Consider the following 15,518-nt stretch of genomic DNA (forward strand, 5'->3'; position numbering starts at 1 on the left):
ACACTGAACGGGAACCGCACCGCTGTCGCGATTAGGAAGTTGGGTTGGGCGCCAACAACTGTTCCCCCCTCAACATGCGGGCAGCAGCGCTGAGCAGCTCCTCTTCCAGATAGGGCTTGGTGAAGTAGGCAGTTGCTCCCAGCTCCCGTGCTGTTTGCCGGTGCCGTTCTGCCCCCCGCGAGGTGAGCATGGCAACCGGGAGATGCTTGAAGTTGCTGTCTTCCCGCAGGCGGGTGAGCAGTTCTAGGCCGTCCATCCGCGGCATCTCGATGTCGCAGAAGATGAGGTCGCAGGGCAGGCCGCCGCGCAGCTTTTCCCAGGCATCCTGGCCATCCCGCGCCTGTTCCACCCGGTAGCCCACCTTCTGGAAAGACATCGAGAGCAGCTCCCGAACGGTGATCGAGTCGTCCACGATCAGCACCGTGGTCTGGCGCACCTCTTCTGGGGTTGGCTCCTCATCCCGGTGATCCAGCCAGAAGCGGTTGAGATCCCGACGGCGACCGTGGGCTATGTCCACCAGCTCGATGATGTCGGCAATCGGCAGGACCCGCCCGTTCCCCAACACCGTTGCCCCAGAAATGCCCAGTGGCTTGGGCACAGGCCCGCGCAGTTGCTTGATCACGATTTCCTGCTCTTCCACGAAGCTGTCCACCTGCAGGGCAACATACTGGCCGGCACTTTGCAGGATGACAATGGGAATAATGCCCTCATCCTGGGTGATGCTGTACACCTCGGAACGGCTGCGGCTGTGGCTGCGGCTGTAGGCCAGCAGATTTGAGAGGGGCTGGAAGTGAAGACGCTGATCCCGCCAGAGAATCGAGGGCCGCCCCTGCTCATCCGGCTGAACTTCGTCGGCAGGAACATCCAGCATCTCCTCCACGCCATCCAGGGGGAAGGCGATCAGGGCTTTGTCGCTGACACACACCATGGCCTTGGAAATGCTCAGGGTGAGGGGGAGACGGATGGTGAAGGTGGTTCCTTTGCCCCGCACAGAATCCACTTGGATACTGCCGCGCAGATCGGTGATGTTGCGGCGCACCACATCCAAGCCAACCCCCCGACCGGCCAGATCGTCCACTTCGCTGGCCTCGCGAACGCTGAAGCCGGGGTGGAAGAGAACGTTGAACACTTCGTCCTCGTCGGCTTGCTCCGACAGCAGCCCCAGCCTTTGGGCCTTGGCCTTGACCTTCTCCACCGGGATCCCGGCGCCATCGTCCGAGACGATGATGATGGTTTGGTTGCCCTGATAGAAGGCCTTGACGGTGATCTTGCCCTCAGGGGGCTTGCCCGCCCGCCGCCGCTCCTCAGGGGTCTCGATCCCGTGTACCAGGGCGTTGTTCACCAAGTGGGTCATGGGGTCATAGAGCTCCTCCAGGATGGCCTTGTCGATGAGCGTGTCACGGCCTTCCACCACCAGGCTGGCCTGCTTGCCCGTTTTGATGGAGAGATCCCGAATGGCGCGGGGCAACCGATCGGCAACTTGCGAGAAGGGCACCATGCGCGCCCGGTTCAGGCCCTCTTGCAGTTGGGTGGTTACCTGCCGGAATTGGCGGGTGATCTGCTCGGCCTCATCCACGGCAAACTCGATGTCGGAGGAGGACTCGCGCACCCGCACGATGAGCTCAATGATCTCCTGGGCCAGAGCGTGGAAGGCCGTAAACTGATCCATCTCCAGCTTGTCGAACTCTTGGCCGGAGGAATGACTCCGCCTTCCTCGGCTGGACCCCTCCCCATTTCGACCGAAGCCCACCGTTACCGTGCCGCCATAGGCTGAGCTGCTGCGGCTGGAGAACAAAGCCGATTCCAGCAAGGAGCGGTCATACTGATCCCGCATGCGCTGGCCCAGATCCCCTAGCTGTTGCACACGGCCCAACAGGCCATCCAGAAACTGGCGCAGACGGGTTTGGTTTTGCTCCATGCTGTTGCGGATGACCACCAACTCTCCCACCAGGTTGTTGATGGAGTCGAGGTGGCGCACCTCCACCCGCATCACAGGGTTGCTGAGGGCAGCAGTTCGCCGTGAAGTCGGCCCAGTTGCCGCCGGAGCGGGAGCAGCAACAGATGGTGAAGGTGTAGGAGCAGCGGCAGGTGCTTGGGCAGGAACCTCGAGATCGCCCAGGAGCGATTCCAGCTGGGCTGCAAAGTCGTCAGCAGCCTCGCCGCTCGCGGCTGCAGGGGATCCCACAAGGGGGGCGATAGCCTTTTCTAGCTCAGGGGTTACCGCCGGCTCGGCAGCGTCGAAGAGGGCGGCCAAATCGTCCAAACGGGGAGCCGGAGCAGCTTCCAGCGCCTCTTCCTCTGGGGTCTCGGCCTCGCCAACAGGAACGGCTAAGGATTCATCCTCTGCAAACAGGCTGGCCAACTGGCTTTCCAGATCGTCCTCCGCAGGCTGGAGGGCATTTTCTTCCTCCAGTGCGGCAACCGGCGGCTCTGGCTCAGACACGGGCACTTCCGCCAGGCTGCTCGCTTGCAAAGCTTCTGTGTCCTCCAGGAAGGTGGCAAGATCCAAGGGGGGTTCTTCTTGGGGCGCTTCCCCTTCTGCAAAGAACTGGCTCAACTCATCCAGATCCACCTGGCTGTCGCTATCCATGGCCGAGAGGGATCCCCTGGCCCCCAGGCTCAGTTCTTCTGGGTCGGATTCCTGGGTGAATAGGGCATCGAGACGGTCGAAGGAGAGCTCGGGGGAAGGGGCGACTGCCTCCTCAGCCGTGGGTTGCAGGTCTGCGAAAGACTCCTCCTGGACCGGGAACAGATCCTCCAGAAGCGCCCACTCCTGGGCTTCTGCTGTGTCCCCAGCTGCTGATTGGGTCAGGGGGATGGAGTCCCCATCGGACGCCTCCTCGAGGGTCTCACCGGCAAAGAGATCCCCTAGGCTCAGCTCGGCTCCGAAGTCTGGAATTGGCGATTCCCTCGGCTCATTGGCCATGTCGGGCGACGTGGGGAAGGGTTCGCCGATAAAGAGATCCCCCAGTTGCTCAGCTTCGGCAGCATCAGCCTCAGCGATGTCCAGGGATGGGCCAAAAGAGGGATCCAAAAATACGGAAGGTTCACTTGCTTCCGGCATCGACCAAGCCGGATCGGCTTCTGCCGCAGGGGTGGAAAAAAAGCTCTCCAGGCTGTCTTCGGCAGTATCGAAGGCAGCAGAGTCGGCGAACTCTGAGGATCCCACCTCGTCGGATCCCGACTCTGCCAGATAATCTGCTGGGATGGAAAAATCCTCTAGCTGGATATCTGCGGGAAATTCAGCCCAAAGGTCTGCTGCGATTTCCCCGTCCTCAAGGGCTTCCTGAAGGGGTGGGGACGGTTCAGCCGCCCAAGGATCGGCCTCCGGCTCACCAGCGGGAACGGCCTCCAAGTCCGGAAGCTGAGACCCTTCCTGCCGGAAAGCACTCTCTACGGGAAGTTCCTCCAGCTCAAATAGGGCCTCTACCCCGGCACTTGCGGCTTCGTCTGGGACAAAGCCGGATCCCTCGCCCATTTCCGCAGCAACGCTCTGGGCAGTCGGCTCCTGTTCAGCATCCCAGGCAGGCTCAGCAGAGACAAACCCCTCTGCCCCTTCACCCACCACTTCGGCAAACAGCTCCGCCAGATCGGCCTCGGCTCTCTCCTCATCCAACCTTGGGCTCAGATCCTCAAAGGTCTGCAAGAGGGGCTCAGGAGAGGAGGGGATCAGCTCCGTTGGGAATTCTTCAATATCGGATAGCGCTTCTGCGTTGGCAAACAGCTCGTCAAAGGCCGAGGTGGCTTCTTCCTCCAGATCCAAGGGAGTGGCATAGAGCTCCGCTCCGCTAACGCGACCGAAGTCGTCCGCAACAGAGGCCAAGTCAGCTCCCTGCCCGTCCTCTTCTGGGCTTTCTGCCGGCACGGCAGCTGTCCTCCAGTCTTCCTCCCAAGCCGCTTCGGCTCGGATCCCTGGCCAACTCAGATCCAGATCCCCCTCTTCCGCGGGAGCAGATCGGTGCTCTGAATCTGTTCCCGCCAGCGGGACGGAGTCCTCAGCAGTGCCCGCTTCCCCAAGGGATGAGGTCTGCTCTGCCACCAGATCCCAGCTTGTCTCTGCGCTCTCCTGCTCCGGCAACCGGTCGGCTCCGAGCTCATCTCCATCAAAAGAGGTCTCGGCGAGGGTTACCGCCTCTGGCACCGGCTCAGCTTCCCAGCTCAGATCGGGGGTAGCGCCTTCCTCCGCAGGGATCCCAGCAGCCGCAGCCCAATCCTCTGGGGCACCCCCAGGTTCTGGGAATGACGGCTCTGCCTCAGACCCCCAAGCAAGGCCAAGGTCGAAGGGCTCAGGGACTTCTGGCTCTTCAGGGGCTGCCGGAACAGGGCGGAAAGCCAGCAGCTCAGCCGAGGGCTGAATGGTGTTTGCCGCTCCATTGGCCAGAGCCTGGTGGGCTTGCTTCAGATCTCGCAGCACCGGCAGGGCCAACTGCCGCAAATCCTGGCTGGGATCCGCCAAAATCTCGCCGATCAAGCGGGTCAAATCTGTCCAGCCCCCCAGTTCCAGAGCCGAAGATTGCCCCAAATCCTGCAAAGATTGGGCCAGAGCTTGCAGAGCCGGTCGAGTGGCCGGGTCGTCAGGACGTTTGAACAGCTCCAGCATCTGGCGCAGCAGGGCCGGGATCTGCTGATGCACCACCACCTCAAGAGGATCCGGTGGGGCAGGAGGGGCGGCAGGGCGAGCCAATTGTTGCAGTTCTGAAGAAGGGGCAACCTGTTCGGCCTTGCCGTCTAGGATGAGCTGCTGTCCCTGCTTCAAATCCCGCAGGGCGACCAAAGCCAGAGCACGCAGGTCGGCATCGGGGTTGCCCAGAGCTTGCTCGAAAGTTTCCGTCAACTGTTGCCAGCCCGCCAGATGATGGACTTGCCCGATCTCCTTGAGAACGGCGTTCGCCGCCACCAAACGCTCTCGGACATCTGGCTGATCCCGTTGTTTAAACAGCTCCAGCATCTGGCGCAACTGCTGCGGCACCACCTCCGCCATGTCCTGCTGTAGGGTGCGAACCGCCGGCGGCGAGACGGGAGCTGAGACAGGGCCCTCGCCGAGAAGATTTTGAATGTGCCTTTCGGTCTCTTGAAAAACCGGCTCCAATTCCGCCAGGGTGGTGTTGCTGACTTCTTGGGTGAGGCCGCGGGGGCTCTGCAGCTCCTCCAACAACATCGAAAGCCCATCAAAAGCCCGCAGCAGCAGGGTTTCCAGGTGCTGATCGACAGGCACTCCGCCTGGACGGGAGCGAAAGATGTTGAAAAAATCTTCCATGCGGTGGGCCGTCCGTTGGATGCTGGTGAGGCCCAGCATGGCAGCTCCCCCCTTGATGGAGTGAGCAGCTCGGAACAGCTCGTTGATCAGCTCGGGATCGCTCATGCTGTCCCGCAGGCTGAGGAGCACTTGTTCAATCGTTGCCAAGTGGTCGCGGGCTTCTTCGATGAAATAACTGAGGATCCGCTTCTGTGCTTCTTCATTCATGGCAGGAGGCCCTTCCTACAGCCCACAAGTTTTCATTCAGTAATAACAGACCGGACAGGGTGAGGCTCGCCTGAGCGAAGAGTCCGGCCAACAGTTGCAACAGGGGGATCCCAGTGGCATTTGCTAAGGATCGATAACGTCTCCTGCATGGGGATCCTTGTCCCTAGAATGCCCTCAAAACAGCAGATTTGCTCATTCATCCCCAACCCGGAAGCGACCGACAGAAGTTTGCAACTCGCGGGCGATGCTCACCAACTGTTGGAGCGAAGCTGCCACCTTCTGCGCCTCCTTAGAGGTCTCGTTGGCGGTCAACTCCACCGATTGCATCACCTGCGCCACAGAGCGAGAGGTTTCCGTTTGTTGCACGGTGGCCTGAGAGATCGCCCGCACCAACTCGTCGATCCGGCGACTGACCTCGATAATCTCGTCCAGGCTGTTCTTGGCCTGCTCGGCCCGCCGCGTCCCCTCGATCACCAGTTGGGTGCCTTCTTCCATAGCCGTCATCACGTTGCCGGTTTCCGATTGAATCTGCAACACGATCTGCTCGATCTCCTTCGAGGCTTTGGCAGCTCGGTCGGCCAGTTGTCGCACCTCATCGGCCACGATGGCAAAGCCCCGTCCCGATTCCCCGGCTCGTGCCGCCTCGATGCTGGCGTTGAGGGCAAGCAGGTTGGTGCGCGAGGCAATTTGAGAGATCAAAGCCACAATTTTGGAAATTTCCTGCGAGGATTCCGCCAATCGCTTCACTTTGCGGGTGGTTTCTGCCACGGTTTCGCGAATTTCCAGGATGCCACTTACCGTGCGATCCACAGCTTCTCCACCCCGAGCGGCTGCTTCTGTGGCTTGGGCAGTCACGTTGGCCGCTTCGCGGGCGTTGCTGGCCACCTCTTGAATGGAGTCCGTCATCTCCTGAATGGAGTTGAGGGAGTTGGAAATCTCCTCCGCCTGGCGCAAGGCGTCGGCAGAGAGGCTGCGGGCAAAGTCCTCGTTCTGCAAGGCGGCATCGTTCACGGCGGCGGCGGCCCGCTTCACCTGGCTGACAATGTCTCGCAGACTGCGAATGGTCAGGTTAAAGGAGTCGGCCACAGCCCCCAGCACGTCGGCAGTCACCTCTGCCCGCACCGTCAGGTCTCCACGGGCAGCCCCTTCCACGTCGTCCAGCAGGCGAATCACCTGGCGCTGTAGATCTTCCTTAGCTTGCCCTTGCTCGGCAGCCCGCTGGCTCAGTTCGGCGAAGTTGGCTTCAAGGGCAGCCGCCATCTGGTTAAAGCTGTCGGCCAAGCGCCCCAGCTCATCGTGGGTGTTGACTGTGGCTCGTACTGAATAATTCCCCTGGGCCAAGGCGGCAAAGTGGCCGGCCAGCTCTTGGGCGGTGGAGCGAATTTGTTTGGCACTGCTGGCCCCGAGGATAACCCCTGCTCCTGTGCCGATCAGCCCGCCTCCAATCACCCCGGCAATCAAGCGAGCTCCCCCATTGGCCGGGATCCCAAGGCCAATCGCCAAGCCGGCAGCCAAACTCACAGCTCCTTGGATAAGCGCTATGGCCAATTGCCGATCCCCAATCGGTCGGTTGGCGATCCCAGCAGAGGTTCTTGCCCCTTGTTCACCTACACTGGGAATAGGGAGGGAGGCCGTGGGCAGCAGAACTTGGGCCGCTCCGCTACCGGTCTCCGCCATTGGGCTCATCCCCCCGGTCGCCCCCTCATCTGGGCGGAAGGCACCCACCGGCTCACCGCCATCCATGCCGGCAAGTTCGCGATCCAGGCTGTCTAGCTCGTCAAGCTCGAAGAGGGCAGAGCCGGGACTGGCAGTATCTTCATCGGGGGCAGGGATCGGCTCACTCATGGGGGCAGCCAATTCGGTCGGCAGGCCTTCTTCCAGGGATCCCCCCTCCTCTTCCTCAAGACCGGGCAGGGAGAAGCCCATCTCATCGGGAAAATCGGCATCGCCGGCCAACTGCGTAATGGAGTCGGAGTCGCCTTCTAGGGCTTCCAGATGCTCTCGATCGAACTCGTTGAGGAAGGCAAAGTCATCTTCGACCACCGGATCGGTTTGAGGCCCGCCCTCTTCCGAGCCTACCCGTCGCGAGAGGGCCGGTGGTGTTACCCGAGGATGGGTCGGCATCGGGTGAGATAAACCCAGCGGATCAGCCTCCGGCATTTGCAGCCCGGTCTCCAAGGGATCCCTGAATCTCTCTTCCCCCATGAAATCGCTGCCAAGGCTGTCTGCCTCCAGTGGAAAGGGATTCTGAGCAAAGGGATCCGCCTCCTCTTCCCCCATCTCCTCGAACTGCAAGAAGGGATCGGGAGCAGAGAAAGCCTCTTCCGAAAAGGCATCCGACCCAGGTGCAAACTCATCTGGAGAGCGAAACTCGTCCGCTTCTGGGGAATCGGGAAGATCCGCCAGCTCCGGTGCCATTTGCAACAGCTCTTCTAGACCCTTCCGGGCCGACTCCAGCTCATCGGGATCACTGGCTGTTTGTAAAATGGTGTTGTAGGTTTGGCGAGCTTCCAACAACTGCCCAGCTTGTTTTTGTGCCAAAGCCAGCAGCAGCTTGACAGCAGTATCTTGCGGTTCAGCAGCGGCCACTTGGTTGAACAACCGCACCGCCCGGACGTAGTCTCCCTGCCAAAAGGCGGCCATCGCATCGGTGTAGTCTCTCTGACTGTTCGCGCTCGGAACCATGGATCCTCCCTTCACTGCTTGCCTACCTCTGTTCACGCGTCAACACAGATGCAAACGGAACGCCCCCAACACCTCAAAACCCCATGGATGCAGGCTATCCCCCCTTTTCCACATTCAGTCAAGCAAGAGTGGGCCTTTCTGCCGCCGTCTCAGGGCTTACCCTCAACAGCCTCGACACGCATCGGTAGGGGATAGATTTGGTCCAACTTTCCCCATTGTGGCTGGAGTTAGCTTGGATCTTTGATAGGAACTATACACTTTCCTCCCGCTGAGCTCCCAGGGGGCCGTCTGTCAACCCCAACGATTGGATCGCAGGATGGCCGACTGATCCAGCAATGGCAAGCGCGATCCCGTTCCGGGCACCACCCATTCCCCTCGCAAAAAAGGAGCCATGGACTCAGGAGCCGTGAGGGCAGGCCGCACCAATTCAGTCTTCAGCCACTCCATGCCTACAATTAAATCCACAGCCAAGCCCATGAGCAAATCCTGTTGATCCATCACGGCCACCACAGGAATCTCGGCTCGGTCGATGTTCAGGGGCGGGCTGATCCCCAAAAATTGCCCCAGGTCTGCAACCCAGATGATCTCGCCCCGCAAATTCAGCGTGCCCAGCAAAACTGGGGCCACATTGGGCATGGGGGTGATTTTCTCTGGGCCAATGCTCATCACCTCCACAACCGATACCGCTGGCAGCGCAAATTCCTCCCCGGTGGCAATCTTGAACTTTAGGAATAGCTCACCTTCGGGAGCCTCCATCTCCCGCAACTCTTGGGTCTCATCCCCCATCAATAAATCCAGATCCCCCAGCATGATGCTCCCCCGCATGGATAGTCTTGTGGACTGTTGATCCCGCCCCCCTCCCTGCTTAAAACGCAGAGTCGTTTTCAGGACCTACCGAAAGGCGTGGAAGCAGAAGGGGCAGCTCTCAGCCTCTCAGTAATTGCTTAATCGTACCCACCAGTTCCTGGGGCTGGAAAGGTTTGGCAATGTAGGCATCCGCTCCCTGGCGGATCCCCCAGTAGCGGTCAAATTCTTCGCCCTTGGAGGAACACATGACGATCGGGGTTTTCTGGGTGAGGGGATCGGCTTTCAGAAGGCGGCACACCTCATACCCATTCATGCGCGGCATGACAATATCCAGCACGATCAGATCGGGTTTGCTCTGCTTCACGGCTTCGATGGCTTCCACGCCATCCCCCACCACCGTCACCTCCAAGCCGTTCTCCTGCAGCAGCTTGCTGATCATCTCCCGCTGGGATTGGCTGTCTTCCACCACCAAAACGCGACTCATTTCCGATTCATCTCCCGCAATTGATGTTTGATGGTCGCCAGGAGCTCTTGGGGCTTGAAGGGCTTGGTTACATAGGCATCCGCCTGATTGCGCCTGGCCCACTCGATATCAAAGGTCTGGTCTTTGGTGGAACACACGACGATGCGAATGTGCTTGGTGCTCTCATCCCCCTTCACTTCCCGGCACACCTCATAGCCGTTCATGCGCGGCATGACAATATCCAGCACCACCACATCAGGCTTTTGCTGACGAATGAGCTCCATCGCCTCTACGCCGTCTGTTGCTGTGGAGACTTCCAAACCGTTCTCGGAAAGCAAGCTGGAAATGGTCTCCAGGTAGGTACGGTTGTCATCCACCACCAGCACTTTGCTCATCGCCGTCTTGCTCCTTTTGCACTCCCGCGCAACCGTCGGGCTGCTTTGACTGAGATTTCGCCTTCTAACCTCACCCGGCTCCATGGCTCCAAGTCGGCCATGCTACCCCTATTGTTTCGGTGAGGCCACTCTTCTGTCCAGTACCCCGCCCACAGTCCTCTGTGCCAACATTTTGGCTGCCCCAACGCCTATTCGCCACCGCCCCGTTTGGGGGGAGGGCCTACGTAGGATTCAACAATGGTCAACAACTCCTTTTCCGCAAAGGGTTTGCTCAAAAACTCGTTGGCTCCGGCCATGCGGGCCTTAATCCGATCGGTGAAGCCATCCTTGCCGGTCAGCATGATCATGGGGGTTTCGCGAAACTGGCTGGACTTGCGCAACATGGCGCACAGCTCATACCCATCCAATTTGGGCATGGCCACATCACAGAGGATCATATCTGGGTTGAGGAGAAACACCTGTCCCAAGGCTTTGAGAGGATTGCCGATGGTGGTGACCTGGTAGCCCTCGTTTTGCAGGATGAACTCTACGGTTTTTTGGATGGCCATAGAATCGTCGATGCAAAGGATGTGGCTGGGCTTATCGCTGGGTTTGAGGGGACGGCTGGGCTTGGGCTCCACGATCAAGACGGGCTCGGACAGTTGAATGACCCCTTGGCGGACGTAGGGATAGATGGCCTTGGCCACTGTGAGGGTATCTCGGCCCAAGTAGCGGCTCATCTGGCGAATGCTGGTTTTGCCATCCGACCATTCGCTTAGGGCCTTGAAGACGGGGGCCGGCAAGTGTTGCTGCAGAGGAATGGGGTTGAGAATGGTGGGAGCTTGGTTGGGAGCTTGGATGTAGGGGTGCAGTTTTTTCCACTCCTGCACTTGGGCTACGATCTCGGTGAGCAGGGGGGTGACGGGGAAGGTGGTCAACTGGGGGGCCAGGGGGGATCCAGCCTCGAAAATGAAGGAGCCGTGGTGGAGGCTAAGCAGGTCGAAGAGGACTTCCCGCACCATGCCCAGCAGGATTTGCTTGCCTTGGTTGGGGTTGAGCTTGTGGTTTTCCAGCAAAGACCAGAGGCGGTTGTATTCGGGAGCGTTGACTGCAGCTTTGTGGGGAATTTGAATTTCCTCAAGGGCAGCTTCCACCTTGAACCGGCGCAAGTAGTCTTTGAGGCGGGCGATGTTCCCTTCTGCTTCAGAGGCGTAGATGATTCGTCCATTCAGGAAAAAGACAAACCAGTAGGCAGAGGGGCTGGCCTCTACGAAAAGCTCACCGGTGCGCTGGCCCAGCTCGATGAGCTGAAGGATGCTGCGGATATCGATCTCTTGTAGTTTTCCCTGCATGGGATCCCTGCCTGCAGTCCAGCAAGATACGTCTATTATGACGCTAGTCTTTAACTGTTGCTGCCCCGCCGGTAAGGCCATTTTCGGGAAGAGGGTTAAAGTTTAAAAAAGTTGGGGTTTGACTTGGGCCGAGCGCCTGCATTCCCCGAGGTATCTCTGGACTCCAGCAGACCCTCCCAATTAGAGCAAAATGGAGAGAACTGCCACCAGTAAACCTGTTCTTTGAGTAACCTATGCTGCCAATTCTCACCTCTTGGGTGCTTGGCCCACTGTTGGCGCTCTACACCCTCCTGTTTGTGCTGCGCATCTTTCTGTCGTGGTATCCGCAACTGGATACTTCTCGGTTGCCCTACTCGTTGGTGGTCGGCCTGACGGAGTTTCTGTTGCGCCCGACCCGTCGCCTGATCCCGCCTCTGGGAGGTGTGGACATGGCCCCTGTGGTTTGGGTGGGCCTGGTTACCCTGTTGCGGGAGGTGTTGCTGGGGCAGCAGGGGCTGCTGACAATGGCCCTGCACTGAGAGCGTTTTTGCCAACCATCTCTCATCGACTCTGCAAAATTGGGATCCGCTCGCCGAGGCTCTGGAAAGGCTGGCCCTCGGCGCCTTCTCGGAGCTCCTCCTGTCTCTGTCGCAGTTGCCGGATCAGCTCCGGCACCACCTGGTAGAGATCCCCGACAATGCCGTAGTGGGCAAATTTGAAGATAGGAGCGGCGCTGTCTTTGTTGATGGCAATGATCGTCTGGGATTTGTCCATGCCCACGCGATGTTGAATGGCCCCAGAAATGCCGCAGGCGATGTAGAGCTGGGGGCGGACGGTCTTGCCGGTTTGGCCCACCTGGTGGGCATAGGGGATCCACCCAGAATCCACGGCCTTGCGGGAGGAGCCGACAGCGCTGTTGGGAAAACAAGCGGCCAACTCCCTCAACAGCTCAAATCCCTCTGGGGATCCCAGCCCGTAGCCGCCGGAAACGATCACCTTGGCGCGGGTGAGATCCACCGCCTGGGACAGGTTGCGCACCGTTTCCACAATCTGCAGGCTCAGGTCGCCGGGATCCAAGTTGACCGGCACCGGGATCACGTCCCCCTGGCGGGATCCATCCCAGGGCAGAGGCACCATCACCCCTGGGCGCACCGTGGCCATTTGGGGGTTTTTCCACGGGCCGAGGATGCGGGCCTTGAGAGATTCGCCAAAGCTGGGCCGGATGGCGTAGAGGCAGTCGGGGAAGAGGCCAGACTTGCTCGGATCTTTGCTATTGGTGTACTCGAAGGGGCCAATGTCCAGCTCGGTGCAGTCTGCCGTCAGGCCGGTCTCCAGGTGGGCGGCCAAGCGGGGGGCCAGATCTCGCCCGGTGGTGGTGGATCCCAGCAGGATGGTGTGGGGTGGTTGGGGCCAGCTTTTGATCAAGTCTGTGATCACCCGGCGGTAGGGCAGGGTGCGGTATTCGGCCAACTCGGGGTGATCGGCGATGAAGACTTGATCTGCCCCGTGGCCGATCAGAATTGGGGGCAAGTGGGCAATGTTGTGTCCAAGAACAAGGGCACTCAGGGTGGCTCCCAGCTTATCGGCCAGCCGCCGCCCGGCCCCCAACAACTCTAAGCCAATGGGCTGCAGTTCCCCGTTCACCTGCTCGGCGAAGACCACTATCCGCTTGCGATCCATAAAACTGTGACTCCTGGGTTGAGATCGGGATTGAATCGGGTTGGGGTTGCGACGATGTCAGCAGAGTCTTTCTGAGTTAACTTTTCACTGCCCAAAACCGGGAGCTTTCGCCGGCTAGCCACCCTGGGATCGATAGATGAGACGATGAGGATTGAAAGGTGATGGAGATAAGAATTGGCCAGAGGGATGCAAGGCAGAAGATCTAGGAGGTTGCGGCGTAGCGGAAGAGGTCAACGGCCTGGGTCAGTTGGTTGACCAGTTGGGGGACGGATTGTCCTTGAAAGATCTGACAGTTGCCGCCAATTTCCCCCACTTTTTCGGTGGCAGCCACGATGGTTGGGGATCCCTTGAGACCGCAGCGCTCCGGGTCTGCCCCCACATCGTCCAAGTTGAGGATCTGGATTGCCTCGGCCCGTGCCATTTCATCCCGCATTAGCCGCTGCACCCGCTGCACACCCCGTAGAGTGGGGTAGGCCAAACGCCGAGCGGAATTGGCCACCGTAATCAAAACCGGCAGGGGCACCATTACGATTTGGGATCCCCCTTCGATGGCCCGCCGCGCCACCAGGATCCCATCCCGAATCTCGAAGGCTTCGCAATAGGTGACCTGAGGGATCCCCAACCGCTCCGCCAACTGCGGCCCCACCTGGGCCGTATCGCCGTCGGTGGTCTGGAGCCCGCAGAAGATCACATCGGGCCGGCCAGCATAGCGAACCGTCTGGGCCAGAGTATAGGCAGTGGCTAGGGTATCGGAAGCGGCCAAGCGGCGGTCGGTCATCAAAATGCCCCGATCCACCCCGTGGGCAATGGCCTCGTAGAGCACCTCAATGGCCGGGGGTGGCCCCATTGTAATTGCCGTTACTCTCGCCCCGTGTTGCCGTTTGGTTTGCAGAGCTGCTTCCAGTGCATAGCGATCAAAAGGGTTTAACATCCGCTTGGCCTTGGCGCGATCGATCGTGCCGTCACTGTTGATGCCGGCCTTGGCGTTTTGATCAGGAACTTGCTTAATCAGAACAAAAGTTTCCAAGGGCCTAAACTCCCTAGTGATCCCCTCCAGGTTAAAAGGGATCCCTGAGCACCACAAACTTATTCAGCTTTTTTTCGGGATCGGAAAAGCTATCTCGACTTCAAGCACCCCTAAGCTACTCTTCCCAATACATCTGTTTCTCAGGTTTGATTTCATTGACATGCTCCCCATGCCCAAAGGCAGGGGCCTTACGGCGTTCTTGGGTAACCCTAAACAAAGTTCGAGACACTCCCCTACTGCTCCATGCCGCTTCCGGTCTCCCATCCACCAACGCGAACAGGTCTCCCGTCGGCCTCTTTCAGGAGCAGCCTGGGATCCCTGCCACGAAAAGCTTTGGGGATACTTCGCGGATGAGGGATCCAATAAGGACGCAGACTGCACCTGCAGCCAGAAATAGCCTCCCAGCAAGCAGGATAAGTTGGCCTGCACCGGCAAGCCAATAGACAGAGGCTTCAAAATCGTTGCTGGCCTAACCCAGATTATCCAATCATCCGCTCAGACTTGGGTGGGAGCAGACTTCCATCAAACACTTGCTCTAGAGAGGGCTTAGTGGGCAAGCCAAAGCCATCCACCACCTGAGCAATCGAGGTTTCCATACGAGCAGGCACTACATCCCCCAAACCAATTTGTCGCACCTCATCGGTAACAAACAGGCGCGGCATTGCCAGGGTAAGGCGCAATTTCTCAATTGCCGTATCCAGCACTTGTCCGTCGGCCTTGGCTTTGTCCAGAAGGGCCAACATATTGCCATCGGTATCACGAATAGTGTCTTGCCAACCCTTGACATAGGCCCGCAAGAAAGCTTTGAATTGCTCAGGCTTCTCACGCAGCAATTGCACACGGGTGATGACGGCATTGCCATACAGCTCAAGGCCATAGTCGTTGTAAAGGAAAGCCGTGATGTCCTCCAAGCTGACGCCGCCCCGCACCAGATTGGGCATGGCTGAGGTCATAAAGCCGCTGATGGCATCCACCCGACCTTGGATGAGGAAAGGTTCGCGCAACTGCGGCTCCATAGTTACCCACTCCACCGAGCCCGGATCGATGCCGACTTGCTTGGCAAAGACCGGCCAGAGCCGACGCGGCGCATCCCCTGCCGGTGCTCCTAGCTTCTTGCCCGCCAGTTGGGCCGGCTCCCCAATGCCCTTATCTTTCAAGGTGTAGATGCCAAAGGGAGAGCGATTGAAGTGGACATAGATCGCTACCAAGGGCACGTCCGGATTTTTGGCATTGAACTCGATCATGGAGTAGGGATCCCCTTCCCCCAGGTCGTACTGGCCAGCGGCAATCTTGGTGATGGAATCGGCGGAGCCATAGCCGCGCTCGTAGGTGACCTCCAGCCCCTCTTCGGCGAAGTAGCCCTTCAAGATCGCCGTTACAAGGGGGGTATCCATCGAAGAGGGCAACCAAGAGAGGGTAAACTTCAGGGGCGTCAGTCCCTGGGAAACCAGAAGCGGCCCGCGGCTCTGAGCCCTCGCCTTTAGCCCTCCAACGGCAACCCAAGAGGCAGCCGCAGCAGCAGATTGAAGGAATTGACGACGCGACGATTTCCGGATGGACATACTAGTAAACTCCACAGCAGCTGTCTCAGCAGAAATCCGCAAGCGGGAAGGCGAGCATTACCGCCAAACAACTTAGCAAAGCAGAGTTAAACTTTTGTATTCGGTGATACTTTGTACCCAAAAGC

10 protein-coding genes are annotated in these 15,518 nt (G+C 59.2%); 1 reads left to right on the plus strand and 9 read right to left on the minus strand.

The genetic code is table 11. From position 1 onward, the window contains the following. Positions 1-31 precede the first annotated feature (31 nt). The 6 genes from ACVWY8_RS09225 to ACVWY8_RS09250 form a co-directional block, all read right to left on the minus strand. Entirely contained in the window at positions 32-5,464 is a 5,433-nt protein-coding gene (locus ACVWY8_RS09225; protein ID WP_457393859.1) for a response regulator, read from the minus strand. 192 nt (positions 5,465-5,656) lie between these two features. Then, the gene (locus ACVWY8_RS09230; RefSeq protein ID WP_457393857.1) at positions 5,657-8,149 is read right to left on the minus strand and encodes a methyl-accepting chemotaxis protein; all 2,493 of its coding nucleotides are present in this window, start codon (positions 8,147-8,149) and stop codon (positions 5,657-5,659) included. Between the two features lie 291 nt (positions 8,150-8,440). Continuing rightward, complete coding sequence (locus ACVWY8_RS09235) at positions 8,441-8,959, minus strand: CheW domain-containing protein (protein ID WP_011433530.1); 519 nt, start codon at positions 8,957-8,959, stop codon at positions 8,441-8,443. 115 nt (positions 8,960-9,074) lie between these two features. Continuing rightward, entirely contained in the window at positions 9,075-9,440 is a 366-nt protein-coding gene (locus ACVWY8_RS09240; protein WP_414375290.1) for a response regulator transcription factor, read from the minus strand. Next, entirely contained in the window at positions 9,437-9,814 is a 378-nt protein-coding gene (locus tag ACVWY8_RS09245; protein ID WP_414375291.1) for a response regulator, read from the minus strand. The genes ACVWY8_RS09240 and ACVWY8_RS09245 overlap by 4 nt, the downstream gene beginning before the upstream one ends. Positions 9,815-10,002: 188 nt before the next feature. Beyond that, positions 10,003-11,145: a response regulator gene (locus tag ACVWY8_RS09250; protein WP_414375292.1), complete on the minus strand. Its 1,143-nt coding sequence runs from the start codon at positions 11,143-11,145 to the stop codon at positions 10,003-10,005. A 233-nt stretch (positions 11,146-11,378) separates the two neighbouring features. On the opposite strand from ACVWY8_RS09250, the gene ACVWY8_RS09255 reads away from it, so the two are divergent. Further along, entirely contained in the window at positions 11,379-11,663 is a 285-nt protein-coding gene (locus ACVWY8_RS09255) for a YggT family protein (protein ID WP_011433534.1), read from the plus strand. Positions 11,664-11,685: 22 nt separating this feature from the next. Here the strand turns inward: ACVWY8_RS09255 and ACVWY8_RS09260 are convergent, their stop codons facing one another. The 3 genes from ACVWY8_RS09260 to ACVWY8_RS09270 all read right to left on the minus strand — a co-directional run bounded on the left by ACVWY8_RS09260 (position 11,686) and on the right by ACVWY8_RS09270 (position 15,393). Beyond that, on the minus strand, positions 11,686-12,804 hold the full coding sequence (locus tag ACVWY8_RS09260) for an electron transfer flavoprotein subunit alpha/FixB family protein (RefSeq protein WP_457393854.1): 1,119 nt from the start codon (positions 12,802-12,804) through the stop codon (positions 11,686-11,688). Positions 12,805-13,006: 202 nt separating this feature from the next. Then, positions 13,007-13,831 (minus strand): electron transfer flavoprotein subunit beta/FixA family protein, encoded by an 825-nt coding sequence (locus tag ACVWY8_RS09265; protein WP_414390166.1) that lies wholly within the window; start codon positions 13,829-13,831, stop codon positions 13,007-13,009. 479 nt (positions 13,832-14,310) lie between these two features. After that, complete coding sequence (locus ACVWY8_RS09270; RefSeq protein ID WP_457393851.1) at positions 14,311-15,393, minus strand: ABC transporter substrate-binding protein; 1,083 nt, start codon at positions 15,391-15,393, stop codon at positions 14,311-14,313. Between the last annotated feature and the right edge of the window lie 125 nt (positions 15,394-15,518).

Source organism: Thermostichus sp. OS-CIW-32 (assembly GCF_054060415.1).